The sequence below is a fragment of the Pseudomonas chlororaphis genome (assembly GCF_001921865.1).
Taxonomy (GTDB): domain Bacteria; phylum Pseudomonadota; class Gammaproteobacteria; order Pseudomonadales; family Pseudomonadaceae; genus Aquipseudomonas; species Aquipseudomonas chlororaphis_D.
In genome coordinates this window covers 235,494-257,897 of sequence record NZ_MSCT01000002.1, presented here as the reverse complement: position 1 = coordinate 257,897, position 22,404 = coordinate 235,494, and the positions used below count along the sequence as shown (strand labels likewise).

The following is a 22,404-nucleotide window of genomic DNA, read 5'->3' as shown; positions in this document are numbered from 1 at the left end:
CTCTTTAATACCGGGCTCATCACGCTCAGAGCGACGAGCCCGCCCGTTTAGGGAGCCTTGGTACAGGCAGGCCGGGGATTCCCTCTTTACACCGGGCCCAACGCCGATGGCGATGGACCCTCCCTTTCGGGAACCCCGGTACAGGCAGGCCGGGGACTTCCCGCTTTACACCCGGCCCGGCGCGACCCACGCGCGGCCCGACGCTTTTGGGGACCTTGGTACAGGCAGGCCGGGAATCCCCTCTTTTATTCCTCGCGCAGCTGGAGCTCCAGACGCCAGCGCCCATCGACCTCGCGGCCCGACCACTCGCCGTGCAGGGCCCGCGCCGCGACCACGTTCAGCAGCAACCCCTCCTGCGCCGCCCGCACCCGCCAGTTGGCGTCCTTGTCGTTGATCTTCAACTGGCCCTTCTGCGCCCGGCCGCTGGCCTCGAACAGCAGTGCCACGGCGCCGTCGACATGCTCGCCATGGACCTTGGGCTCGTTGTTGAACCACACCACCAGGCCATTGGGCTCGACCTGCACATCCTGCAACTCGGTGGGGTCGGGGTTGGTGAGGCGGCCGATCATCAGCCCCACCATCACGCCAACTATCGCCAGCGAGCCGAATACCCGCAGCATTAGCTGCGGCCTGGAGCCGGCTTCCGGCGTAGAATGCGGCCTGTCTTTTTCTTCGGAGCCGTGCATGTTTCACGTCATCCTTTTTCAACCAGAAATTCCGCCGAATACCGGCAATGTCATCAGGCTGTGCGCCAATAGTGGCTGCCACCTGCATTTGATCGAGCCGCTGGGTTTCGAAATGGACGACAAGCGCCTGCGCCGGGCCGGCCTCGACTATCACGAGTATGCCACCCTGCAACGCCATGCCGACCTCGCCAGCTGCCTGGAAAGCCTTGGCCACCCGCGCCTGTTCGCCTTCACCACCAAGGGCTCGCGGCCGTTCCACGATGCCAGCTTCGCCGAAGGCGATGCCTTCCTGTTCGGCCCGGAAAGCCGCGGCCTGCCCCCCGAGGTGCTGGACGCCCTGCCCGGTGAACAGCGCCTGCGCCTGCCCATGCGCGAAGGCTGCCGCAGCCTGAACCTGTCCAACACCGTGGCGGTGGCCGTCTACGAAGCCTGGCGCCAGCTGGGCTTCAAATAGCCAAAACGCTCTGTAGCCGCTGCCGCAGGCTGCGCACGACTGCGTAGCAGGCGCTGCCCTTGAGGGCCTCGGAAGGTCTTTCGGACCTTGGCGCAGCCTTCGGCAGCGGCTACAGGGTTCGGCGTCAGGTTGAAATCCAGGGCCCGAGCATGAAAAAAGCGCCTTTAACGGCGCTTTTTTCATGCAGCACAAACCGCTTATTGAACGGTGTTTTCACCGGCAGCCTGCAGGCGCTGCAGCTCTTGCGCGTACAGTGCGTCGAAGTTCACCGGAGCCAGCATCAGGGCCGGGAACGAACCGCGGGTCACCAGGCTGTCCAGCGCTTCGCGCGCGTACGGGAACAGGATGTTCGGGCAGAACGCGCCCAGGGTGTGGCTCATCGAAGCGTCGTCCAGGTTCTTGATCAGGAAGATACCGGCCTGTTGCACTTCGGCGATGAACGCCACTTCGTCAGCGTTCTTCACGGTGACCGACAGGGTCAGCACGACTTCATGGAAACCTTCTTCCAGGGCCTTCTGACGGGTGTTCAGGTCCAGGCCGACGCTCGGCTCCCACTGCTGGCGGAAGATCGCCGGGCTTTTCGGCGCTTCGAAAGACAGGTCACGCACATAGATGCGCTGCAGCGAGAATTGCGGTGCGGATTCGTCTTCGGTGGCAGCGGTGTTCTGTTGGTCAGTCATCTCAGATCCTTCTTGATCTCGGGTCTAGTAGGGTTTGCTGAACGTGGGGAAGTCCGTCAGGCCGCGAGCAGCGCGTCGAGCTTGCCAGCGCGCTCCAGGGCGAACAGATCGTCACAACCGCCCACATGGGTGCTGCCGATCCAGATCTGCGGCACCGACGTGCGCCCGGCTTTCTGGGCCATTTCGGCGCGGACCTGCGGCTTGCCGTCGACCTTGATCTCCTCGAAGGCTACGCCTTTGTTCTCGAGCAGGTACTTGGCCCGCGAGCAGTAGGGGCAGTAATCGCTGGAATACACGACGACGGCGACCATGTCACTTCACCAGCGGCAGGTTGTCGGCTTTCCAGCTGCCGACACCGCCGGACAGCTTGGCGGCGGTGTAACCGGACTTCATCAGCTCGCGGGCGTGGGTGCCGGCGTGCTGACCCAGGGCGTCGACCAGAATGATGGTCTTGGCCTTGTGCTTTTCCAGCTCGCCCACGCGGGCGGCCAGTTTGTCTTGAGGGATGTTCAACGCGCCGACGATGTGGCCCGCGGCGAAGTCCTTGGACGGACGGATGTCGATCACCACGCCCTGCTCATTGTTGACCAGCGCGGTCAGTTCGCGGGTGCTGAGGCTGCGGCCGCCGCGGCTCAGTTCGTGAGCGATCAACAGGGCCAGCAGAATGACGAAGGCACCGACGAGCAGGTAGTGTTCTGTGGCGAATTGAATCAGGTGAGCAACCATCTAAGGAGGTTCCAGGGCGTTAAAATGTCGGCCAGTATACACAGCCGCTCTGGTCGGCCAAACCCCGCCCGGCGGTGACTCCGGTGGAACTTCACTTTAAACTGCCACTCCCTTTTTCCAACTTCTCCCAATCCAGCCACGAGTGGAATCTATGACTACCACGCCTAAACCTTTGGTCCTGATGATCCTGGATGGCTTCGGTCACAGCGAGAGCCACGAATCCAACGCTATCTACGCGGCCAGGAAGCCGGTCCTCGACCGCCTGTGCGCCAGCGTGCCGAACGGCCTGATCTCGGGTTCGGGCATGGATGTCGGCCTGCCGGACGGCCAGATGGGCAACTCCGAAGTCGGGCACATGAACCTCGGCGCCGGCCGCGTGGTGTACCAGGATTTCACCCGCGTCACCAAAGCCATCCGCGACGGCGAGTTCTTCGAGAACCCGACCATCTGCGCGGCGGTGGACAAAGCCGTGGTCGCCGGCAAGGCCGTGCATATCCTCGGCCTGCTGTCCGACGGCGGCGTGCACAGCCACCAGGACCACCTGGTGGCCATGGCCGAGCTGGCCTTCAAGCGCGGCGCCGAGAAGATCTACCTGCACGCCTTCCTCGACGGCCGCGACACCCCCCCCAAGAGCGCCACGTCGTCCATCGAGCTGCTGGACGAAACCTTCCGCACCCTGGGCAAGGGCCGTATCGCCAGCCTGGTCGGCCGCTACTTCGCCATGGACCGCGACAACCGCTGGGACCGCGTGGCCCAGGCCTACAACCTGATCGTCGACGGCCAGGGCGAATTCAACGCCGCCAACGCCCAGGAAGGCCTGCAAGCCGCCTATGAGCGCGGCGAAAGCGACGAATTCGTCAAGGCCACCACCCTCGGCGAGCCGGTGCGGGTCGAAGACGGCGACGCCGTGGTGTTCATGAACTTCCGCGCCGACCGCGCCCGCGAGCTGAGCCGGGTGTTCGTCGAAGACGGTTTCAAGGAGTTCGAGCGCGCGCGCCAGCCGAAACTGGCCGGTTTTGTCATGCTGACCCAATACGCGGCCAGCATTCCGGCGCCCTCGGCCTTTGCCCCGGGCAGCCTGGAAAACGTACTCGGCGACTACCTGGCGAAAAACGGCAAGACCCAGCTGCGCATCGCCGAGACCGAGAAATACGCCCACGTGACCTTCTTCTTCTCCGGCGGCCGCGAAGAGCCGTTCCCGGGCGAAGAACGCATCCTGATCCCGTCGCCGAAAGTCGCCACCTACGACCTGCAGCCGGAGATGAGTGCCCCGGAAGTCACCGACCGCATCGTCGAAGCCATCGAGAACCAGCGCTACGACGTGATCGTGGTCAACTACGCCAACGGCGACATGGTCGGCCATAGCGGCGTGTTCGACGCCGCGGTCAAGGCCGTCGAGTGCCTGGACCTGTGCGTCGGCCGCATCGTCGACGCCCTGGAAAAGGTCGGCGGCGAAGCCCTGATCACCGCCGACCACGGCAACGTCGAGCAAATGTCCGACGCCTCCACCGGCCAGGCCCACACCGCCCACACCAGCGAGCCGGTGCCGTTCATCTATGTCGGCAAGCGCGCGCTGAAAGTCCGCGAAGGCGGGGTCCTGGCCGACGTGGCGCCGACCATGCTCAAGCTGCTGGGCCTGCCGCAGCCGGCGGAAATGACTGGCACTTCGATACTGGTCTGATATCAAAGAGTGCCAATAAAGGGCCAGAAACGGCTTTTTATGACGAACGCCTCAAAGCAGTTGGCTTTGAGGCGTTTTTTTTGCGGCGAGGGGCGGGCATACTAGGCCGTCCCTTTCCCTGGTGTCGCCCGCCTCTATGCTTCGCGCCCTGATTACCCTTGCACTGATCTGCCTGCTCCAGCCGGCCTTCGCCGACGAGCGCGCGCAAACCCAACAGCAGTTGGACGCCACGCGTCAGGATATTGCCGAGCTGAAAAAGCTGCTGGGCAAGCTGCAGGAAGAAAAGTCCGGCGTGCAGAAAGACCTGCGCGGCACCGAAACCGAGATGGGCAAGCTGGAAAAGCAGGTCGATGCCCTGCAAAAAGAGCTGAAGAAAAGCGAATCCGAGCTCGAGCGTCTCGATGGGGAGAAAAAAAAACTCCAGAGCGCGCGCGTTGAACAGCAACGACTGATCGCCATCCAGGCCCGCGCGGCCTACCAGAATGGCCGCCAGGAGTACCTCAAGCTGCTGCTCAACCAGCAGAATCCGGAAAAATTCGCCCGTACCCTCACCTATTACGACTACCTGAGCCAGGCCCGCCTGGAGCAGTTGAAGAACTTCAACGAGACCCTGCGCCAGCTGGCCAACGTGGAAAAGGAAATCGAGCTGCAGCAAGCCCAGTTGCTGGTGCAGAAAAGCAGCCTCGACACCCAGCGCGAAGAACTCGGCAAGGTCCGCAAGGAACGCCAGTCGGCCCTGGCCAAGCTCAACGACGACGTGAAGGCCCGCGGCGACAAGCTCAAGGCCCGCGAGCAGGACCAGGCCGACCTGGGCAAAGTACTCAAGACCATCGAGGAAACCCTGGCACGCCAGGCCCGCGAGGCGGAAGAGGCGCGGCAGAAAGCGCTGATCGCCCAGCAGGAAGCCGAAAAAAAGCGTTTGCGTGAGGCCCAGGCCGATGCCGGCGACAGCCCGCGCAAGCCGCCCCGAGCCGTGCCCGGCCCCCTGGTTTCCAGCGCTGGCGCCTCCTATGGAGGCCCTTTTGCTTCATCCCGGGGAAAACTTCCATGGCCGGTTGACGGTCGACTGTTGGCACGCTTTGGCGAAACTCGCGGCGACGATGCCCGAACCAAGTGGGACGGCGTCATGATCAGCGCGTCGGCCGGCAGCCAGGTGCATGCCGTCCACGGCGGTCGCGTGGTGTTCGCCGACTGGTTGCGCGGCGCCGGCCTGCTGGTGATCCTCGACCATGGCAACGGCTACTTGAGCCTCTACGGACACAACCAGACGCTGCTTAAAGAAGCGGGCGATATCGTCAAGGCCGGCGAGTCCATTTCCACTGTCGGTAGCAGTGGCGGACAGGACACGCCTGCGCTGTACTTCGCCATTCGCCAGCAGGGCCGCCCAAGCGACCCGGCACAATGGTGCCGCGCGCAAGGATAAGCGCGCCATCTCATTCAGGAGTTCGTTCGACATGCTGCATTTGTCCCGCCTCACCTCGCTGGCCCTGACGATCGCTCTGGTGATCGGCGCGCCCCTGGCATTCGCCGCCGAAACCGCTCAATCGGCAGCGGCCACGACCACCAAGGCGCCATTGCCGCTCGAAGAGCTGCGCACCTTCGCCGAGGTCATGGACCGGATCAAGGCCGCCTATGTCGAGCCTGTCGACGACAAGACCCTGCTGGAGAACGCCATCAAGGGCATGCTCAGCAACCTTGACCCGCACTCGGCCTACCTGGGCCCCGAGGACTTCGCCGAGCTGCAGGAAAGCACCAGCGGCGAGTTCGGCGGCCTGGGCATCGAAGTCGGCGCCGAAGACGGCATCATCAAGGTGGTGTCGCCGATCGACGACACCCCGGCCTCCAAGGCCGGCATCCAGGCCGGCGACCTGATCGTCAAGATCAACGGCCAGCCGACCCGCGGCCAGAGCATGACCGAAGCCGTGGACAAGATGCGCGGCAAGATCGGCCAGAAAATCACCCTGACCCTGGTACGCGACGGCGGCGCGCCGTTCGACGTGACCCTGGCCCGCGCCACCATCCAGGTGAAGAGCGTGAAGAGCCAGCTGCTGGAGTCGGGCTACGGCTATATCCGCATCACCCAGTTCCAGGTCAAGACCGGCGAGGAGGTCTCCAAGGCCCTGGCCAAGTTGCGCAAGGACAACGGCAAGAAACTCAGCGGCATCGTCCTCGACCTGCGCAACAACCCGGGCGGCGTGCTGCAGGCGGCGGTGGAAGTGGTCGACCACTTCATCACCAAGGGCCTGATCGTCTACACCAAGGGCCGCATCGCCAACTCCGAACTGCGCTTCTCCGCCACCGGCAAGGACGAAAGCGAAGCGGTGCCGATGGTCGTGCTGATCAACGGCGGCAGCGCCTCGGCCTCGGAAATCGTCGCCGGCGCCCTGCAAGACCAGAAACGCGCGGTGCTGATGGGCACCACCAGCTTCGGCAAGGGCTCGGTGCAAACCGTGCTGCCGCTGAACAACGACCGCGCGCTGAAGATCACCACCGCGCTGTACTTCACGCCCAACGGCCGCTCGATCCAGGCCCAGGGCATCGTGCCGGACATCGAGGTGCGCCGCGCCAAGATCACCAGCGAGGCGCAGGACACCGAGTACTTCAAGGAAGCCGACCTGCAAGGCCACCTGGGCAATGGCAACGGCGGCGCCGACAAGCCGACCGCCTCCGGCAGCAAGCCCAAGCCGATGCCGCAGGACGACGACTACCAACTGGCCCAGGCCCTGAGCCTGCTCAAGGGCTTGAGCATCACCCGCAGCAAGTGATGGCCCCCGTCGCGAGCAAGCCCGCTCCTGTAGATGCAGGAGCGAGCTGGCTCGCGATAGCGTCCTGATAATCGCCACACCCACCAAGGTCTTACCGAACCTTATGCGTCAAATCCCCATGACCCGCCAACGCCAACCCCGCTCACGGTTGCCGTGGACGCTCATGCTCGGGCTTCTCTGCCTCCTCGCCTTCACCACGCCCCAGGCTGCCGAACCCGCGCCGCGCAAGGCCTACCTGAGCCTGATCATCGACGACCTCGGGCAGAACCTGCCCCGCGACCGACGCGTCCTCGCCCTGCCGGGCCCGGTGACCACGGCGATCATGCCCGACACGCCCCACGCCGCCGAATTCGCCCGCGAGGCCCATCGCGCCGGCAAGATCGTCATGCTGCACATGCCCATGGACCCGGCCACCGGCCCCTTCGCCTGGCACCCCGAGCTGCCCATCGAAGAACTGGAAAAACGCCTGGACGCCGCCTTCAAGGCCGTGCCCTATACCAGCGGCATCAACAACCATATGGGCAGCCGCATGACCTCCCAGCCCCAGGCCATGGCCTGGCTGATGGGCGAGTTGCAGCGTCGCCACAAGTTCTTCCTCGACAGCCGCACCAGCGCCCAGACCGTGGCCGCCGCCCAAGCGCAGAAGATCGGCCTGGCCAGCGTCTCCCGCGATGTGTTCCTCGACGACGAACGCACCGAGGCGGCCATCGCCACGCAGTTGCAGACCGCGATCAACCTGGCGCGCAAGCAGGGTTCGGCGGTGATGATCGGCCACCCCTACCCGCAGACCCTGGCCGTGCTCGAACGCGAGCTGCCCAAGCTCAAGGCCCAGGGCATCGACTGGATCGATATCAAATTGATGATCAGCGTGCGCAGCAACAAGGCGATGGCGGGGCATGGCAAGGATGGGGTCTACCGCTAGGACCTCATCGCCCCTGTAACCGCTGCCGCAGGCTGCGGCTACAGGAAGCGGTTAGAGATAGCGCCCCATGATCTCGTCCACCAGCCCTTCCTCGCGCAGTTGGTCCAGCGCGGCCTGGAGCTTGGCGACCGTTGCGTCCGGCACGTCCTTGTTCAGCGCCAGGTACAGCTGGGCGCTGTGGAAACGCAGCACGGTCTTGAGCCCGGTCACGCCTTCCTGTCTGGCCAGGTAGCGCCCAGCGGGGTCGCCCGTGGCCCACAGGTCGATCTGGCCGCCGAGCAGTTTCCTGGCGTTGTCCTGGTCGCGCAGCACCACCAGCGGATTCAAGCCTTGCTTGGCCAGGGTCTGCGCGATGGCGTCGCCCTTGTAGGCGCCGATCCGGTACTGGCGCGCCTGCTCCAGGGATTGCAGGGTGATCTTGCTGTCCTCACGGGCCAGCATGACCCAGTCGTCCGGACCGATCGGGCCGACCCATTTGAACAGCGGTTCCCGATCCGGCAACCGCGCCATGACAAACACGCCGTAGCCCGGCTGTTCGAGGGCGAGCTTGTAGATGCGCTCCCAGGGAAAGCGCAGGGTCAGGCTGTAGTTGATCCCGGCACGCTTGAACATTTCGCGGACGATATCCACGGCGATGCCGTCGATATTCTCGCCCTGGGCGAAGTTCTTGCCGTTTTTGGCCATGTTGTAAGGCGGGAAGTTTTCCGTCAGCAGCACCAGCGAGGGGCCGGACGTTTGCGCTGCGCGAGCGCTGGCGGCGAAAAGTAGCGAAGCGCTGGCGAGCACAAGAAGCAGACGTTTGAACATGACGGGCTACCGAAATCCATGGCGTGCTCAAGAGTGCCGCGAGCCCGCCATGCTGTCCAGTGGCCGCTACGCAAGCCGCCCGTGCGGCGACTTTGCGTGCCGGATCAGCGCACCACGATGCCGCGGTGCGCCATATAGGCCTTGGCCTCGGGAACGGTGTATTCGCCGAAGTGGAAGATGCTCGCCGCCAGCACTGCGCTGGCGTGGCCTTCGATGATGCCGTCGGCCAGATGCTGCAAGTTGCCGACGCCGCCCGAGGCGATCACCGGAATGCCCAGGGCATCGCTGATGGCGCGGGTCACGCCCAGGTCGAAGCCGTTTTTCATGCCGTCCTGGTCCATGCTGGTCAGCAGGATCTCGCCGGCCCCCAGGCCTTCCATCTTCTTCGCCCACTCCACCGCATCCAGCCCGGTCGGCTTGCGTCCGCCGTGGGTGAAGATCTCCCAGCGCGGGGTTTCGCCCGGGCCGGAGACTTTCTTCGCGTCGATGGCGACGACGATGCACTGCGAGCCGAAATGCTGCGCCGCTTCGCCGACGAACTCGGGGTTGAACACCGCCGCGGTGTTGATCGAAACCTTGTCCGCGCCGGCGTTGAGCAGGTTGCGGATGTCTTGCACGCTACGCACGCCGCCGCCCACGGTCAGCGGGATGAACACCTGGCTGGCCATGCGCTCGACAGTGTGCAAGGTGGTGTCGCGGCCGTCGACGCTGGCGGTGATGTCGAGAAAGGTGATCTCGTCCGCGCCCTGCTCGTCGTAGCGCCGGGCGATTTCCACCGGGTCGCCGGCGTCGCGGATGTTCTCGAACTTGACGCCCTTGACCACCCGGCCGTTGTCCACGTCCAGGCAAGGGATGATGCGTTTAGCCAGCGCCATGGTGAGTCCTCAGCCTTGGTAGGAGTCGCAGAAGGCTTGCGCCTCGGCGACGTCGAGGGTGCCTTCGTAGATCGCCCGGCCGGTAATGGCGCCGATGATCCCCGGGGCCTTGGCGTCCAGCAGGGCCTTGATGTCGCCCAGGTTGTGGATGCCGCCGGAGGCGATCACCGGGATCTTGGTGGCGGCGGCCAGGGCGGCGGTGAAGGGCACGTTGCAGCCCTGCATCATGCCGTCTTTGGCGATATCGGTATAAACGATGGCGGACACGCCGTCGGCCTCGAAACGCTTGGCCAGGTCGATGACCTGCACCGAGCTGACCTCAGCCCAGCCGTCGGTGGCGACGAAACCGTCCTTGGCGTCCAGGCCGACGATGACCTTGCCCGGAAAGGCGCGACAGGCCTCGGCGACGAACTCAGGCTCTTTCACCGCCTTGGTGCCGATGATCACGTAGCTCACGCCGGCCTTGACATAGTGTTCGATGGTTTCCAGGGAACGGATACCGCCGCCGATCTGGATCGGCAGGTTCGGATAGCGCTTGGCGATGGCGGTGACCACTTCGCCATTGACCGGCTGGCCTTCGAAGGCGCCGTTCAGGTCGACCAGATGCAGACGGCGGCAACCGCCCTCCACCCACTTGGCAGCCATGCTCACCGGGTCATCGGAGAACACCGTGGAATCTTCCATGCGGCCCTGGCGCAGACGTACACAGGCACCGTCTTTAAGATCGATAGCGGGGATAATCAGCATCTGGAAAACCTTCAAATTCGATTGTTCAGCTTGGCTCGGGAATCAGTTTTTCTCGAGCGCCCACAGGTCGCTTTCGATGCTTTCGAACCGCTCTTTGAGCTGGGCCTGCACATCGAAAATCGCCCTGTTGTAATAGTGCGGAGCAATTTCGCGGGTAAAGAGTTCAAGGATCTCGGCCGCCTCGAACGAGCCCAGGTCGAGCTCGAAACGATCTTCCATGAAACGCTGGATCTTGCGGTTGGCCTCGCTCTCCTGCTCGGGAGTGAGGGTCAGGATCGGCGCCTTCTTCTTGACCGCCATTTACCAGCGCCCGTCCCACGCCGCGAAGTTCTGCAGCAACTGCAGGCCATGGGTGTGGCTTTTCTCCGGGTGGAACTGCACGGCGAAGCGCGAACCTTCGGCCAGCGCCGCGGCGAAATCGACGCCGTAATGACCGCTGCCGACTACTTGCCGCGCATTGCCGGCGGCGATGTAGTAGCTGTGCACGAAATAGAAACGCGCCAGGTCCGGGATGTTGTGCCACAACGGATGGCTCACCGTCTGTTGCACTTCGTTCCAGCCCATGTGCGGGACTTTCAGGTGTTCGCCGTCCTCGACCAGGCCCTTGCCGAAGAACTTCACCTGGCCGGGGAACAGGCCGATGCAGTCGACGCCGTCGTTTTCTTCGCTGCGGTCGAGCAAGGCCTGCATGCCCACGCAGATGCCGAGGAACGGACGGTCCTGGCTGACTTCACGCACCAGCGCGTCGAAACCCAGGCGACGGATCTCCGCCATGCAGTCGCGAATCGCGCCGACGCCGGGAAACACCACCCGGTCGGCTTCGCGAATCACGCTGGCATCGCTGGTGATCAGCACCTTGCCGGCACCGACATGCTCGAGGGCCTTGGCCACCGAGTGCAGGTTGCCCATGCCGTAATCGATAACCGCGACTGTCTGCATTACAGGACGCCCTTGGTCGAAGGCATCTGGCCGGCCATGCGCTCGTCCAGCTCCACGGCCATGCGCAGCGCGCGGCCGAAAGCCTTGAACACGGTTTCGATCTGGTGGTGGGTGTTGGTGCCACGCAGGTTGTCGATATGCAGGCTGACCAGCGCGTGGTTGACGAAGCCCTGGAAGAATTCCTGGAACAGGTCGACATCGAAGCCGCCAACGGTGGCGCGGGTGTACGGCACGTGCATCTGCAGGCCCGGGCGACCGGAGAAGTCGATCACCACGCGCGACAGCGCTTCGTCGAGCGGCACGTAGGCGTGGCCGTAGCGACGGATGCCCTTCTTGTCACCGATGGCTTTGGCGAAGGCCTGGCCGAGGGTGATACCGACGTCTTCCACGGTGTGGTGGTCGTCGATATGCAGGTCGCCCTTGCTTTCGATATCCAGGTCGATCAGCCCGTGCCGGGCGATCTGGTCCAGCATGTGTTCAAGGAAGGGAACCCCGATATCGAATCGGGCCTTTCCGGTGCCATCCAGGTTGATCGAGGCTTTGATCTGGGTTTCCAGAGTGTCGCGCTCGACGGACGCCTTACGTTCGGCCATCACCAGCTCCGCAAAATCATTGGGCGAAAAAGGCGAACATTATAGGCCTGACGGCGGCTAAACAGAAACACGCAGGACAATATCCTGACGGGCGCGAACCCCTATATCCGGGGCCATACCTGTCATGACAAGCAATATGAAACCTGTAGCCGCTGCCGAAGGCTGCGATCGGCCGGAACGGCCGTGGCGATCCTGAAATCGCTGAAGGTCCTGCGGACTTTATCGCAGCCTGCGGCAGCGGCTACACAGAGCCCCCTGTAGGAGCGAGCTTGCTCACTCCTACAGGAATGCTGCTTAGTGGAACAACACCGCCGTCTTCTGCAGGGTCACCCACACGCCCCACGCCAGCGGAATGCCCACCGCCAGCCACGCGGCGACGGCCAGCGGCACGCTGCCGGACGAGGCTTTCCACTCCAGCACGGTGCTGCTGTCGGTGCCCTTGTCATGGCCCAGCGCTTGTTCCGCGGCCAGTTCGGCGTCGGTCATGAAGTACTTGTCGGCCACCGGGCGCACCAGCAGGTTGCACAGGAAGCCCAGCACCAGCAGGCCGGCGAGGATGTACAGGGTGATGTCGTAGGCCGCGGCGCGCTCGACGCCGATGCTCAACTGGTACTCGCGCAGGTAGTTCACCAGCACCGGGCCGAGTACGCCCGCCGCGGCCCAGGCGGTCAGCAGGCGACCGTGGATCGCCCCCACCATCTGCGTGCCGAACAGGTCCGCCAGGTAGGCCGGGACCGTGGCGAAACCACCGCCGTACATCGACAGGATGATGCAGAACGCCGCCACGAACAGCGCGACGTTGCCCAGGTGCCCCAGGTTCGGGATCAGCGCGTACAGGGCAAAGCCCAGGGCGAAGAACACGAAGTAGGTGTTCTTGCGGCCCAGGTAGTCGGAGAACGACGCCCAGAAGAAACGACCGCCGATGTTGAACAGGCTCAGCAAGCCGGTGAAGCCCGCCGCGATGGCCGCGATCGAAGCCAGTTGCGTGGCGTCCAGCTGACCGAAGGCCAGGTCGTTGCCAAGCAACTTACCGGCGAAGACTTCCTGCAACAGCGGCGAAGCCATGCCGAGGATGCCGATACCGGCGGACACGTTCAGGCACAGCACCAGCCACACCAGGGCGAACTGCGGGGTTTTCCAGGCCACGTTCACATGCACGTGACGGTGGGTGATCATCGCGTTCGCGGTCTTTTTCGCCGGCGGGGTCCAGCCCTCGGGCTTCCAGCCGGTCGGCGGCACGCGGTACGACAGTGCGCCGCCGATCATGAACACGAAGTAGATCGCCGCCATCACCAGGAAGCTCTGCCACACGCCGACGCCGGTAGGCGAAGCGAAGTGGCTCATCAGCGCGGCCGCCAGCGGCGCACCGACCATTGCCCCGCCGCCGAAACCCATGATCGCCATGCCGGTCGCCATGCCGCGCTTGTCCGGGAACCACTTGATCAGGGTCGACACCGGCGAGATATAGCCCAGGCCCAGGCCGATACCGCCGATCACTCCGGAACCGAGCCACATCAGCCAGATCTGGTGGGTATAGATACCCAGCGCCGAGATCAGCAGGCCGCCGCACCAGCACAGCGCCGACACCACGCCGGCCTTGCGCGGGCCGGCATGTTCCAGCCAGCCGCCCCAGATCGCCGCGGAGCAGCCCAGGAAGATGAAGAACAGGGTGTAGATCCAGCCGAGCATGGAGATCGGCCAGTCGCACTGGGACGAAAAGACCTGCGCGATAAAGCTCATGTCCGGGGCGCAAGCCACCGGAGCGCTGACGCCCAGCGCCTTGGACAGCGGCAACCAGAACACCGAGAAGCCGTAGGCCATGCCGATGCACAGGTGGATGGCCAGGGCGGCCGGTGGAACCAGCCAACGGTTGAAACCGGGCTTGGCGATGATGCGTTCTTTGGACAAGAACGCTGGCTGGGCGGCAGCGGCGCCCGCCTCGGTGCTAGTGCTCATGAATGTTTCCCCCAATTATTGGAATTATTCGTCGGCCACTCTTCACCCATGACCTTTGCACGCAGACGTGGCCATTTTGTCGGGTGAAGCTCCATAGAGTGCGACTTTTCGTCGCAGAAGGGCAGAAGAACTGCGAGAGATTACCATTTGCCCGTGACAGAAAAATCAAACTGCTATCACCTTTTTCCGATTCATCTGTACCGAAAACCCGAAAAACCCATGATTGAGTCCGTGTAGGATCCAGCCTTTGCCTGCGCAGCGTCCTGTCCAACCCAACGCTTGATGCCCATCGCCGGCAAGCCTGGCGCCTCAACTGCAGACGGTTCCTGCCAACCCTGGGTCCTCCAGAGCGAACGGTGACCAGTCGTCAGGCCCGGGGCGTTATACTCCCCGGCTAAATTCGAATTCGACACTACAAGGACTCGCCCATGAAAGCGTTCGGCAAAATCCTGGGTCTGGTACTTCTGGGGCTGTTGCTGATCATCGTGGCTCTGGGTTTCGCCCTGACTCACCTGTTCGATCCCAACGACTACAAAGAAGAAATTCGCCAGATTGCCCGCGACAAGGCCCACATCGAGCTGACGCTCAATGGCGATATCGGCTGGAGCCTGTTCCCCTGGCTCGGCCTGGAACTGCACGAAGCCAGCGTCGCCACCCTGGCCAACCCGACCCAGCCGTTCGCCGACCTGCAGATGCTCGGCTTGTCGGTCCGCGTGCTGCCGCTGCTGCGCCGCGAAGTGCAGATGAGCGACGTACGCGTCGAAGGCCTGAACCTGCGCCTGAGCCGCAACAAGGAAGGTCACGGCAACTGGGAAGACATCGGCAAGGTCGCTCCCGCCGAGAAACAGGCGCAAACCCCGGCCACCAGTACCGGCAAGACCACGCCAACGACGACGGCCGCCGCGGAAAAACCGGCGCAGCCGATCCGCCTGGATATCGACAGCCTGACGGTGAACAACGCCCGGGTCGAATACAACGACGAACAGAGCGGCAAGCAGTTCACCGCCGAAAGCATCCAGTTGAGCACCGGGCCGGTCCACGAAGCGACCAATACCCCGGTCAAGCTCACCGCCTTCCTCGCCAGCACCCAGCCGGCCGTGCGCGTGCGTACCGAGCTCAATGGCGAACTGCGTTTCGACCGCGTCCTCAGGCGCTACCAGTTCGAAGACATGAAGCTCTCCGGCGAAGCCACCGGCGATCCGCTGCAAGGCAAGACCCTGACTTTCGCCGCCCAGGGCCAGCTGTTGCTGGACAAGGCCGCCAACGTCGCCGAATGGAATAGCCTGAAGCTCTCGCTCAACCAGCTGCGCGCCCTCGGCGAGCTCAAGGTCAACGACCTGGACAAGACCCCGCAGGTCAGCGGCGCAATCTCCATCGCCCAGTTCGACCTGGCCAAGTTCGTCGACAGCATCGGCCAGACCCTGCCGGCCATGGCCGAAGGCAGCCTGAGCAAGGTCGAACTGGTCAGCCGCCTGTCCGCCACGCCGAACAGCGTCGCCCTGGAAAACATCAACCTGAAGCTCGACGACAGCAGCTTCAGCGGCCGCCTGGCGGTCGAGGATTTCGCCAAGCAAGCGCTCCGCGCCCAGCTCAAGGCCGACACCTTCAATGTCGACCGCTACCTGCCGCCGAAATCCGCCGAGGCCAACAGCGCCGCCGTGGCGCGCAAGGCCGAAGTGCAAAGCAGCGAAGCCAGCGCCATCGCCGGGGCCGGCAACTCGCCGCTGCCGGATGCACCGACCAAGGGCGCCTGGAGCACCGAGCGCCTGCTGCCGGTGGAACGCCTGAGCAAGCTGGACGTGGACGCCGACCTGAGCTTCGGCCAGTTGACCCTGGACAAGCTGCCGATCCAGAACGCCACGCTCAAGGCCAGCGGCCAGGGCGGCCTGCTGAAACTCGAAGGCCTGCGCGGCGAGCTGTACAACGGCAGCTTCGACGCCAGCGGCAACCTCGACGTACGCCAGCCAACACCGCTGCTGAGCCTGCAGACCAAGATCAACCGAGTACCGGTGGAACGCATCCTGGAAAGCCAGGGGCAGAACCCGCCGGTCAAGGGCCTGGTCACGCTCAACAGCAACCTGAGCGGCAGCGGCAACAGCCAGAAAGCCCTGATCGACAGCCTCAACGGCAACGCCAGTTTCGTCATCAACAACGGCGTGCTGCTCAACGCCAACCTCGAACAGCAACTCTGCCAGGGCATCGCCACGCTGAACCGCAAGACCCTCAGCAGCGAGCCGCGGGGCAAGGACACGCCGTTCCAGGAACTCAAGGGCAGCCTGACCCTGCGCAACGGCGTGGCCAGCAACCCGGACCTGAAAGTGCGAATCCCCGGGATGAGCGTCAACGGCAATGGCGACATCGACCTGCGCGTGCTGGGCATGGACTACCGCGTCGGCATCGTCGTCGAAGGCGACCAGAGCGCCATGCCGGACCCGGCCTGCCAGGTCGGCGAACGCTTTGTCGGCATCGAGCTGCCGTTGCGTTGCCGCGGCCCGCTGGAGCTGGGCGCCAAGGCCTGCCGCCTGGACCGCGACGGCCTGGGCCAGGTCGCGGCCAAGCTGGCCGGCGACCGCCTCAGCGAAAAGCTCGACGAGAAACTCGGCGACAAGGTCAGCCCGGAACTGAAAAACGCGCTCAAGGGGCTGTTCAAGCGATGAGAGCCGAGCAGTTCGCCCCGGCGGTCCTGGACTGGTACGACCGTCACGGCCGCCATGACCTGCCCTGGCAGCAAGGAATCAACCCATATCGGGTGTGGGTCTCGGAAATCATGCTGCAGCAGACCCAGGTCAGCACCGTGCTCAACTATTTCGACCGCTTCATGGCCTCGCTGCCGACGGTCGAGGCCCTGGCCGCCGCGCCGGAAGACGAAGTGCTGCACCTGTGGACCGGCCTGGGCTACTACACCCGCGCGCGCAACCTGCAGAAGACCGCGAAAATCGTGGTCGCCGAGCATGGCGGCGAGTTTCCTCGCGACGTGGAAAAACTCACCGAACTGCCGGGCATCGGCCTGTCCACCGCCGGCGCCATTGCCAGCATCAGCATGGGCCTGCGCGCGCCGATCCTCGACGGTAACGTCAAGCGCGTGCTGGCACGCTTCACCGCGCAAGAGGGCTACCCGGGCGAACCCAAGGTGGCCAAGCAGCTGTGGGCCGCCGCCGAGCGTTTCACCCCGCAGGCCCGGGTAAACAACTACACCCAGGCGATGATGGACCTGGGCGCCACCCTCTGCACCCGGACCAAGCCCAGCTGCCTGCTGTGCCCGCTGGAGCGAGGCTGCGAGGCGCACATGCTGGGCCTGGAAACCCGCTACCCGATTCCCAAGCCGCGCAAGGAAGTGCCGCAGAAGCGCACCCTGATGCCGATGCTGGCCAACCGGGAAGGCGCCATCCTGCTCTACCGCCGCCCGTCCAGCGGCCTGTGGGGCGGTTTGTGGAGCCTGCCGGAACTGGACGACCTGACAGACCTGCAACACCTGGCCGCGCAGCATTCGCTGGAGCTGGGCCGGCAACACGAACTGCCAGGGCTGGTGCATACCTTCAGCCACTTCCAGCTGGCCATCGAGCCCTGGCTGATCCAGGTCGAAGAGTCGGCGTTGCACGTCGCCGAGGCCGACTGGCTCTGGTATAACCTCGCCACCCCGCCGCGCCTGGGCCTTGCCGCCCCGGTGAAAAAACTGCTCAAGCGCGCGGCCGACGTATTGAACGCAGGAGAATTGCAATGACCCGCACCGTAATGTGCCGCAAGTACAAGGAACAATTGCCGGGCCTGGAACGTCCGCCGTACCCGGGCGCCAAGGGCCAGGAAATTTTCGAGCATGTGTCGGCCAAGGCCTGGGCCGATTGGCAGAAACACCAGACCCTGCTGATCAACGAAAAGCGCCTGAACATGATGAACGCCGAAGACCGCAAATACCTGCAAGGCGAAATGGACAAGTTCTTCTCCGGCGAGGAATACGCCAAGGCCGACGGCTACGTGCCGCCGTCCGAATAATTGCCCTCGAATCGGGGTGGGAACGTAAGCGGCGGTAATAATTAAACTTTTTTTCAAAACCTGCTTGACGCCCCCCCGAAAAACCCGTTTAATGCGCCCCGTTGCCCAGATAGCTCAGTCGGTAGAGCAGGGGATTGAAAATCCCCGTGTCGGCGGTTCGATTCCGTCTCTGGGCACCAAATACCGAAACCCCTGAATCGCAAGATTCAGGGGTTTTTTATTGCCTGGGATTTACCGGCGCCGGTTTCAGCAGCGCCGCCCTCATTCAGTAACCGCCATTCCAATGCAGATTGAGGTCGCGGATACCCGCGACTTTCATGTCCACCGTGCCGCGCTCGGTGGTGCCGTTGCGGGTAGCCGCGACCTGGTATCGACCGGCCGGCAATTGCACGAAGACGATCGGTCCCACCTGGTCCAGGGCCAGGACCTGATGCCCCTGCGGGTTCTGGATCACCAGGTCGACATCCGCGGTGTACTGGTTTTCCGGTCCCGCGGAAAAGGTTATGTGCAGGTTGTAGCCCTTGGTCTGCAGAAGCGACCGCGACTCGTCCAGGCCGATGCCGCCTGCGACGTAGGCAATGCCATTCTGCTGTTGTGGCTCCAGCTGCACGCCTGCCGGGTCGATGGGTTCGTTGCTGAAGGTGGCGGCCGGCACGCCGAGCGACAGCAGTGCCGCGATCGCGCCTGTTCCGACATAGAAAAAAAACGACTTCATGATGAGCACTCCCGGGTTCTTCGCGAACCCCTGAATGGGACGCCACCATCACGTGTCCAGCCCCAGAGCGGTAGCGTCCGGGTCTCCCCTTTTCCTCTTGAATGGCTCAGTCAGGTTTCAGGCAAGCGATGCTCAAGCTGACGCCGGCGCAGGAGCAACACGCTCGCCGGCCGCGATTCCAGTGTACGCCCCGATGTCAGGCCGTTTAGACCGATTCGGCGTGGGGCCTTGAGCAAAAGCAGCTAATGGCCCCGTCGTTACCGGCGATTGCCAGCGCACGGATGCAGCGGTTATTAATGCCTGCATCCAAAAGCATCGACTCCCCCTTTCAGCCCGAAAAGGAATACGCGCGATGACGGTTCAGTCCCCGGCCGCGGCCCGGCCGGCAGCCCCCGCGGCGACCACCGGCACGGCTTTTCGCGAGCCCGCCGCCGACGGCTACATGCTGGGCGGCTTCACTTGGCGCCACGCCGAGCCGGACCCCGCGCGCCCGGTGGTGATCATCAATGCCGCCACGTCGGTACGCTGCCGGCACTACGCGCGGTTTGCCGACTACCTGTCCAGCCATGGTTTCGACGTCATCACCTACGACTACCGCGGCATCGGCGAGTCGCGGCCGGCCTCGATGCGCAGGCTCAAGGCCTCCTGGTCGGACTGGGGCTCCCTGGACTTCGAAGCCATGCTGCAACGCGCGCAGCGGGAATTTCCCGGCCAGCCCATCGACGTGGTCGGGCACAGCTTCGGCGGCTGCGCGGCGGGCCTCGGGGCGTCCGGACAGTTGATCCGCCGCGTGGTCACGGTGGGCGCGCAGTTCGCCTACTGGCGCGACTACGCACCAGCCAGCCGCTGGCGAATGCTGGGCAAATGGCACGTGCTGATGCCTCTGCTGACGGCGCTTTACGGCTACTTCCCCGGCAAGCGCCTGGGCTGGCTGGAAGACACCCCCGCCGGCGTAGTGCGCGACTGGGCCACACCCACCGCGCAGTATCAACGCCGCCCCAGCGGCCGCCGGTTGGCCCGTCGCGACCCAGCGTTGCCCTTCGCCCGGGTCGAGGCGCAGTTGCTGGCCATCAGCATCAGCGACGACCCGTACGGCACTGTGCCGGCCATCGAGCGCCTGCTCGATTACTTCAGCGCCAGCCAGCGCAGCCACCTGCGCATCGAGCCCGCGGACATCGGCGAGCAGGAGGTCGGGCACTTCGCGTTCTTCCGCAGCCAGTACCAGGCCCGGTTGTGGCCGATCGCCCTGGCCTGGCTGCAACACGCGGCGCTGCCGACGGATACCCCGGGCCGCCTGATCGACGGTAACCGTTGAACGTGCCAGCCGGCGCATTTACTGGCATCCTCTGCCGCCTGCAAGCCAGCCCCCACGCCCCGTCGACGGCTGGCACTCCTCTTTGCGCAACAAGGTACGACGCCCATGGCATCCGCGAACAAGCAACATAAAAGAGCCCAGCGGGCGAAAACCAAGGCCAAGCAGAACCGCGCCCAGCGCAATGCCGCGCCGGTAGAGCTGGATCCGAACGATGACCGCATCGACTTCGAGTCGGTGGACCTGACCGAGCTGTTCAAGAAGATGCTCGACGCCGCGAAGACCAGCCAGCAGGCGCTGTGCTCGGCGTTCCTGGAAGACCCGCTGCTGGAGATCGTCTACGAGCAGGAAGGCGAAGAAGGCGCCATGGACTTCATCCTCGCCGCGCTGATCGAGTACCGCCAATGGTCCACCGAAACCGACGAGGCCGGCGCCCTGGCCTGGATCGAAAGCCCGGAGTTCCAGGCCGACTACCTGGCGGCTTCGGAAGCGCTGATGAAGAAGTAGGGATCACCACCCTTACCTGCGCCCCCAAGAGCAGCGCCCGCTTCGCGGCCGTGCGCAGCCTGCGGCAGCGGCTACAGGGTGGCCGCATACCGCGCGATAGCGTTCTCCCCCGGACGATGTAGCCGCTGCCGAAGGCTGCGCAAGGTCCGCAGGACCTCCTGCGGTCTCAAAGGCGGCGCCCGCTTCGCGGTCGTACGCAGCCTTCGGCAGCGGCGACAGGGATGCGAGCACGCATGAAAAAGGCCGCTGTCATCGCTGACAGCGGCCTTTGTGCTTACCGGCAAACCCTCAAGCGCGGCTCAGCACGCCAGGCGCCTGCCGCTGCGCCTTGCGCCGGCGGGCCACCAGCAGGCCCGCAGCAACCACGACGAGGCTCAGGATACCCGTGGCAATGATCTCCATACGGTGGCCCTCCTGGAACAGCATGATGGTCAACACGCCGACGATGAACACGATCACCGCGTAGGTCAGGCCCGGGAACAGCCACATGCGAAAGGCGATCTGCTCGCCGGCCGCGGCGCGTTTCTGGCGCATGCGCAGCTGCGATACCGCAATCACCAGGTACACCAGCAAGGCGATGGCGCCGGAACTGGCCAGCAGGAACTCGAACACCGCGGCGGGCGCCACATAGTTGGCGAACACCGCGAGGAAGGCCGCGGCGGTGGACAGGATCACCGCCCAGTAAGGCGTGCCGCTGCCGTTGGTGCGCTTGGCCGCGGCCGGGGCGTCGCCGCGCTTGCCCAGGGAGAACAGCATGCGCGAGGCGGTATAGAGCGCCGAATTCAGGCAACTGGTCACCGCTACCAGCACCACCAGATCGACGATCAGCTTGGCGTTGGGGATGCCCATGCGGTCGAGCACGGTCTGGTAGGAGCCGACCTGCGCCAGGCTCGGGTCGTTCCACGGCACCAGCGACACGACGATAAAGATCGACACCAGGTAGAACAGGCCGATCCGCCAGATCACCGAGTTGGTGGCCTTGCTGATCTGCTGGCCGGGGTTCTTCGACTCGGCGGCGGCAATGGTGACGATCTCGGTGCCCATGAACGAGAACATGGTGGTCAACATGGCAGCCAGGACCGCGCCCATGCCGTTGGGCAGGAAGCCCTGGGTGTCGAACAGGTGCGATACGCCGCTGACATTGCTGGTCGGCAGCAGGCCAAAGATCGCCAGCAGGCCGAGCACCACGAAACCGATGATCGCCACGACCTTGATCAGGGCGAACCAGAACTCGAATTCGCCGTAGTTCTTCACGCTGAACAGGTTGGTCGCGGTCAGCAACAAGGTGATGACCAGGGTGAACACCCAGATCGCGATGTCGGGGAACCAAGCGTGCAGGATGGTCGCGGCGGCGTTGGCCTCCAGCGGAATCACCAGCACCCAGAACCACCAGTACAGCCAGCCGATGGTGAAGCCGGCCCAATGGCCGATGGCGCGGTCGGCATAAGTCGAGAAGGAACCGGTGTCCGGCGAGGCGACGGCCATTTCGGCCAGCATGCGCATCACCAGCACCACCAGGGTGCCCGCGGCCGCGTAGGCCAGCAGTACGGCGGGGCCGGCTTCGGCGATGGCGTGGCCGGAGCCGACGAACAGCCCGGCGCCGATGACCCCGGCGATCGACAGCATGGTGACGTGCCGCGGTTTGAGCCCCTGCTCGAGGTCGTTGGAAGTATGCGTACCGCTCATTGAAACTACCTTTGCGAAGAAAGCGAAAGCGTCCGCCCGGTCTGGCTGTTCTTTCTTGTAAAAAGAATCCAACGGGGCGTTCTTTATTTCTTACGCAAGATTTGCGCCAAAATGTTACAGACTCCCGACCGGCGTGGCTTGCGAAGTCGACCAGCGGATCGACGCAAACCCTTGAGATTAATGGCATTACGCCAGAGCGTTACCGCACCACCCATTTCTATAACGAACCAGCGCACCAGAAACACACATAAAAAGTGCGGCACGCACAATTAAAGGGCGGATCAGCAACCTTTGGCCGTTTTACCCTTCCAACACCCGGCCAAAGCTGGCACCATCGCGCCTTTTTTTACGCGACACCCGCCG

Annotated in this window: 23 protein-coding genes and 1 tRNA gene; 11 read left to right on the top strand and 13 right to left on the bottom strand. The window is 64.2% G+C overall.

Annotated elements, in window-relative coordinates:
* Positions 1-245: 245 nt before the first annotated feature.
* Positions 246-686 (bottom strand): hypothetical protein, encoded by a 441-nt coding sequence (locus BTN82_RS01505; protein ID WP_075117414.1) that lies wholly within the window; start codon positions 684-686, stop codon positions 246-248.
* Between BTN82_RS01505 and BTN82_RS01500 the strand changes: the two genes are divergently transcribed.
* Positions 685-1,140, top strand: a complete 456-nt coding sequence (locus tag BTN82_RS01500) for a tRNA (cytidine(34)-2'-O)-methyltransferase (RefSeq protein ID WP_075117413.1) — start codon at positions 685-687, stop codon at positions 1,138-1,140. The genes BTN82_RS01505 and BTN82_RS01500 overlap by 2 nt on opposite strands.
* Positions 1,141-1,337: 197 nt before the next feature.
* On the opposite strand, the gene secB is transcribed toward BTN82_RS01500, so the two are convergent.
* From secB to BTN82_RS01485, 3 genes are read right to left on the bottom strand one after another with little or no spacing between them, the layout of a single operon-like run.
* A complete protein-coding gene (gene secB / locus BTN82_RS01495; RefSeq protein WP_075117412.1) occupies positions 1,338-1,820 on the bottom strand; it encodes a protein-export chaperone SecB in 483 nt (160 codons plus the stop codon).
* 56 nt (positions 1,821-1,876) lie between these two features.
* A complete protein-coding gene (gene grxC, locus BTN82_RS01490; RefSeq protein WP_075117411.1) occupies positions 1,877-2,131 on the bottom strand; it encodes a glutaredoxin 3 in 255 nt (84 codons plus the stop codon).
* 1 nt (position 2,132) lies between these two features.
* Positions 2,133-2,546: a rhodanese-like domain-containing protein gene (locus BTN82_RS01485; protein WP_075117410.1), complete on the bottom strand. Its 414-nt coding sequence runs from the start codon at positions 2,544-2,546 to the stop codon at positions 2,133-2,135.
* 151 nt (positions 2,547-2,697) lie between these two features.
* Here BTN82_RS01485 and gpmI point away from each other — a divergent pair, with 151 nt between their 5' ends.
* The 4 genes from gpmI (at position 2,698) to BTN82_RS01465 (ending at position 7,914) form a co-directional block, all read left to right on the top strand.
* A complete protein-coding gene (gene gpmI / locus BTN82_RS01480) occupies positions 2,698-4,227 on the top strand; it encodes a 2,3-bisphosphoglycerate-independent phosphoglycerate mutase (RefSeq protein ID WP_075117409.1) in 1,530 nt (509 codons plus the stop codon).
* Between the two features lie 136 nt (positions 4,228-4,363).
* Positions 4,364-5,650, top strand: coding sequence for a murein hydrolase activator EnvC family protein (locus BTN82_RS01475; protein WP_075117408.1), 1,287 nt, complete (start codon positions 4,364-4,366; stop codon positions 5,648-5,650).
* Between the two features lie 31 nt (positions 5,651-5,681).
* On the top strand, positions 5,682-6,992 hold the full coding sequence (locus BTN82_RS01470; RefSeq protein ID WP_075117407.1) for a S41 family peptidase: 1,311 nt from the start codon (positions 5,682-5,684) through the stop codon (positions 6,990-6,992).
* Positions 6,993-7,155: 163 nt separating this feature from the next.
* The gene (locus BTN82_RS01465; protein ID WP_075117406.1) at positions 7,156-7,914 is read left to right on the top strand and encodes a divergent polysaccharide deacetylase family protein; all 759 of its coding nucleotides are present in this window, start codon (positions 7,156-7,158) and stop codon (positions 7,912-7,914) included.
* Positions 7,915-7,965: 51 nt separating this feature from the next.
* Here BTN82_RS01465 and BTN82_RS01460 read toward each other — a convergent pair whose 3' ends face one another.
* The 7 genes from BTN82_RS01460 to BTN82_RS01430 all read right to left on the bottom strand — a co-directional run bounded on the left by BTN82_RS01460 (position 7,966) and on the right by BTN82_RS01430 (position 13,831).
* Entirely contained in the window at positions 7,966-8,721 is a 756-nt protein-coding gene (locus BTN82_RS01460; RefSeq protein WP_075117405.1) for a substrate-binding periplasmic protein, read from the bottom strand.
* A gap of 104 nt (positions 8,722-8,825) precedes the next feature.
* Positions 8,826-9,596, bottom strand: coding sequence for an imidazole glycerol phosphate synthase subunit HisF (gene hisF / locus BTN82_RS01455; RefSeq protein WP_075117404.1), 771 nt, complete (start codon positions 9,594-9,596; stop codon positions 8,826-8,828).
* Positions 9,597-9,605: 9 nt separating this feature from the next.
* Positions 9,606-10,343: a 1-(5-phosphoribosyl)-5-[(5-phosphoribosylamino)methylideneamino]imidazole-4-carboxamide isomerase gene (gene hisA / locus BTN82_RS01450; protein WP_007921811.1), complete on the bottom strand. Its 738-nt coding sequence runs from the start codon at positions 10,341-10,343 to the stop codon at positions 9,606-9,608.
* Between the two features lie 42 nt (positions 10,344-10,385).
* Positions 10,386-10,643 carry a DUF2164 domain-containing protein gene (locus tag BTN82_RS01445; protein WP_075117403.1) on the bottom strand — a complete coding sequence of 86 codons (258 nt, stop codon included), beginning with the start codon at positions 10,641-10,643 and terminating at the stop codon, positions 10,386-10,388.
* Complete coding sequence (gene hisH / locus BTN82_RS01440) at positions 10,644-11,282, bottom strand: imidazole glycerol phosphate synthase subunit HisH (protein ID WP_075117402.1); 639 nt, start codon at positions 11,280-11,282, stop codon at positions 10,644-10,646.
* Positions 11,282-11,875: an imidazoleglycerol-phosphate dehydratase HisB gene (gene hisB / locus BTN82_RS01435; protein WP_075117401.1), complete on the bottom strand. Its 594-nt coding sequence runs from the start codon at positions 11,873-11,875 to the stop codon at positions 11,282-11,284. Before hisB ends, hisH begins: the two co-directional genes overlap by 1 nt.
* 294 nt (positions 11,876-12,169) lie before the next feature.
* On the bottom strand, positions 12,170-13,831 hold the full coding sequence (locus BTN82_RS01430) for an OFA family MFS transporter (RefSeq protein ID WP_075117400.1): 1,662 nt from the start codon (positions 13,829-13,831) through the stop codon (positions 12,170-12,172).
* 428 nt (positions 13,832-14,259) lie between these two features.
* Between BTN82_RS01430 and BTN82_RS01425 the strand changes: the two genes are divergently transcribed.
* The 4 genes from BTN82_RS01425 to BTN82_RS01410 all read left to right on the top strand — a co-directional run bounded on the left by BTN82_RS01425 (position 14,260) and on the right by BTN82_RS01410 (position 18,000).
* The gene (locus BTN82_RS01425) at positions 14,260-16,488 is read left to right on the top strand and encodes an AsmA family protein (protein ID WP_075117399.1); all 2,229 of its coding nucleotides are present in this window, start codon (positions 14,260-14,262) and stop codon (positions 16,486-16,488) included.
* Positions 16,485-17,552 carry an A/G-specific adenine glycosylase gene (gene mutY, locus BTN82_RS01420; protein WP_075117398.1) on the top strand — a complete coding sequence of 356 codons (1,068 nt, stop codon included), beginning with the start codon at positions 16,485-16,487 and terminating at the stop codon, positions 17,550-17,552. The genes BTN82_RS01425 and mutY overlap by 4 nt, the downstream gene beginning before the upstream one ends.
* The gene (locus BTN82_RS01415; RefSeq protein WP_007921798.1) at positions 17,549-17,821 is read left to right on the top strand and encodes an oxidative damage protection protein; all 273 of its coding nucleotides are present in this window, start codon (positions 17,549-17,551) and stop codon (positions 17,819-17,821) included. Before mutY ends, BTN82_RS01415 begins: the two co-directional genes overlap by 4 nt.
* A 103-nt stretch (positions 17,822-17,924) precedes the next feature.
* A tRNA-Phe gene (locus tag BTN82_RS01410) sits at positions 17,925-18,000 on the top strand.
* Between the two features lie 86 nt (positions 18,001-18,086).
* On the opposite strand, the gene BTN82_RS01405 is transcribed toward BTN82_RS01410, so the two are convergent.
* The gene (locus BTN82_RS01405) at positions 18,087-18,536 is read right to left on the bottom strand and encodes a hypothetical protein (protein ID WP_075117397.1); all 450 of its coding nucleotides are present in this window, start codon (positions 18,534-18,536) and stop codon (positions 18,087-18,089) included.
* Between the two features lie 352 nt (positions 18,537-18,888).
* Here BTN82_RS01405 and BTN82_RS01400 point away from each other — a divergent pair, with 352 nt between their 5' ends.
* Positions 18,889-19,851 carry an alpha/beta fold hydrolase gene (locus BTN82_RS01400; protein ID WP_075117396.1) on the top strand — a complete coding sequence of 321 codons (963 nt, stop codon included), beginning with the start codon at positions 18,889-18,891 and terminating at the stop codon, positions 19,849-19,851.
* Between the two features lie 105 nt (positions 19,852-19,956).
* Positions 19,957-20,355: a hypothetical protein gene (locus BTN82_RS01395; RefSeq protein WP_075117395.1), complete on the top strand. Its 399-nt coding sequence runs from the start codon at positions 19,957-19,959 to the stop codon at positions 20,353-20,355.
* A 288-nt stretch (positions 20,356-20,643) separates the two neighbouring features.
* Here BTN82_RS01395 and gabP read toward each other — a convergent pair whose 3' ends face one another.
* On the bottom strand, positions 20,644-22,041 hold the full coding sequence (gene gabP, locus BTN82_RS01390; protein ID WP_075117394.1) for a GABA permease: 1,398 nt from the start codon (positions 22,039-22,041) through the stop codon (positions 20,644-20,646).
* Between the last annotated feature and the right edge of the window lie 363 nt (positions 22,042-22,404).

Bases quoted from the DNA above. Each gene is read 5' to 3' on its own strand.
- BTN82_RS01500 (WP_075117413.1), top strand. From the start codon at position 685: ATGTTTCACGTCATCCTTTTTCAACCAGAAATTCCGCCGAATACCGGC.
- BTN82_RS01505 (WP_075117414.1), bottom strand. From the start codon at position 686: ATGCACGGCTCCGAAGAAAAAGACAGGCCGCATTCTACGCCGGAAGCC.
- secB (WP_075117412.1), bottom strand. From the start codon at position 1,820: ATGACTGACCAACAGAACACCGCTGCCACCGAAGACGAATCCGCACCG.
- grxC (WP_075117411.1), bottom strand. From the start codon at position 2,131: ATGGTCGCCGTCGTCGTGTATTCCAGCGATTACTGCCCCTACTGCTCG.
- BTN82_RS01485 (WP_075117410.1), bottom strand. From the start codon at position 2,546: ATGGTTGCTCACCTGATTCAATTCGCCACAGAACACTACCTGCTCGTC.
- gpmI (WP_075117409.1), top strand. From the start codon at position 2,698: ATGACTACCACGCCTAAACCTTTGGTCCTGATGATCCTGGATGGCTTC.
- BTN82_RS01475 (WP_075117408.1), top strand. From the start codon at position 4,364: ATGCTTCGCGCCCTGATTACCCTTGCACTGATCTGCCTGCTCCAGCCG.
- BTN82_RS01470 (WP_075117407.1), top strand. From the start codon at position 5,682: ATGCTGCATTTGTCCCGCCTCACCTCGCTGGCCCTGACGATCGCTCTG.
- BTN82_RS01465 (WP_075117406.1), top strand. From the start codon at position 7,156: ATGCTCGGGCTTCTCTGCCTCCTCGCCTTCACCACGCCCCAGGCTGCC.
- BTN82_RS01460 (WP_075117405.1), bottom strand. From the start codon at position 8,721: ATGTTCAAACGTCTGCTTCTTGTGCTCGCCAGCGCTTCGCTACTTTTC.
- hisF (WP_075117404.1), bottom strand. From the start codon at position 9,596: ATGGCGCTGGCTAAACGCATCATCCCTTGCCTGGACGTGGACAACGGC.
- hisA (WP_007921811.1), bottom strand. From the start codon at position 10,343: ATGCTGATTATCCCCGCTATCGATCTTAAAGACGGTGCCTGTGTACGT.
- BTN82_RS01445 (WP_075117403.1), bottom strand. From the start codon at position 10,643: ATGGCGGTCAAGAAGAAGGCGCCGATCCTGACCCTCACTCCCGAGCAG.
- hisH (WP_075117402.1), bottom strand. From the start codon at position 11,282: ATGCAGACAGTCGCGGTTATCGATTACGGCATGGGCAACCTGCACTCG.
- hisB (WP_075117401.1), bottom strand. From the start codon at position 11,875: ATGGCCGAACGTAAGGCGTCCGTCGAGCGCGACACTCTGGAAACCCAG.
- BTN82_RS01430 (WP_075117400.1), bottom strand. From the start codon at position 13,831: ATGAGCACTAGCACCGAGGCGGGCGCCGCTGCCGCCCAGCCAGCGTTC.
- BTN82_RS01425 (WP_075117399.1), top strand. From the start codon at position 14,260: ATGAAAGCGTTCGGCAAAATCCTGGGTCTGGTACTTCTGGGGCTGTTG.
- mutY (WP_075117398.1), top strand. From the start codon at position 16,485: ATGAGAGCCGAGCAGTTCGCCCCGGCGGTCCTGGACTGGTACGACCGT.
- BTN82_RS01415 (WP_007921798.1), top strand. From the start codon at position 17,549: ATGACCCGCACCGTAATGTGCCGCAAGTACAAGGAACAATTGCCGGGC.
- BTN82_RS01405 (WP_075117397.1), bottom strand. From the start codon at position 18,536: ATGAAGTCGTTTTTTTTCTATGTCGGAACAGGCGCGATCGCGGCACTG.
- BTN82_RS01400 (WP_075117396.1), top strand. From the start codon at position 18,889: ATGACGGTTCAGTCCCCGGCCGCGGCCCGGCCGGCAGCCCCCGCGGCG.
- BTN82_RS01395 (WP_075117395.1), top strand. From the start codon at position 19,957: ATGGCATCCGCGAACAAGCAACATAAAAGAGCCCAGCGGGCGAAAACC.
- gabP (WP_075117394.1), bottom strand. From the start codon at position 22,041: ATGAGCGGTACGCATACTTCCAACGACCTCGAGCAGGGGCTCAAACCG.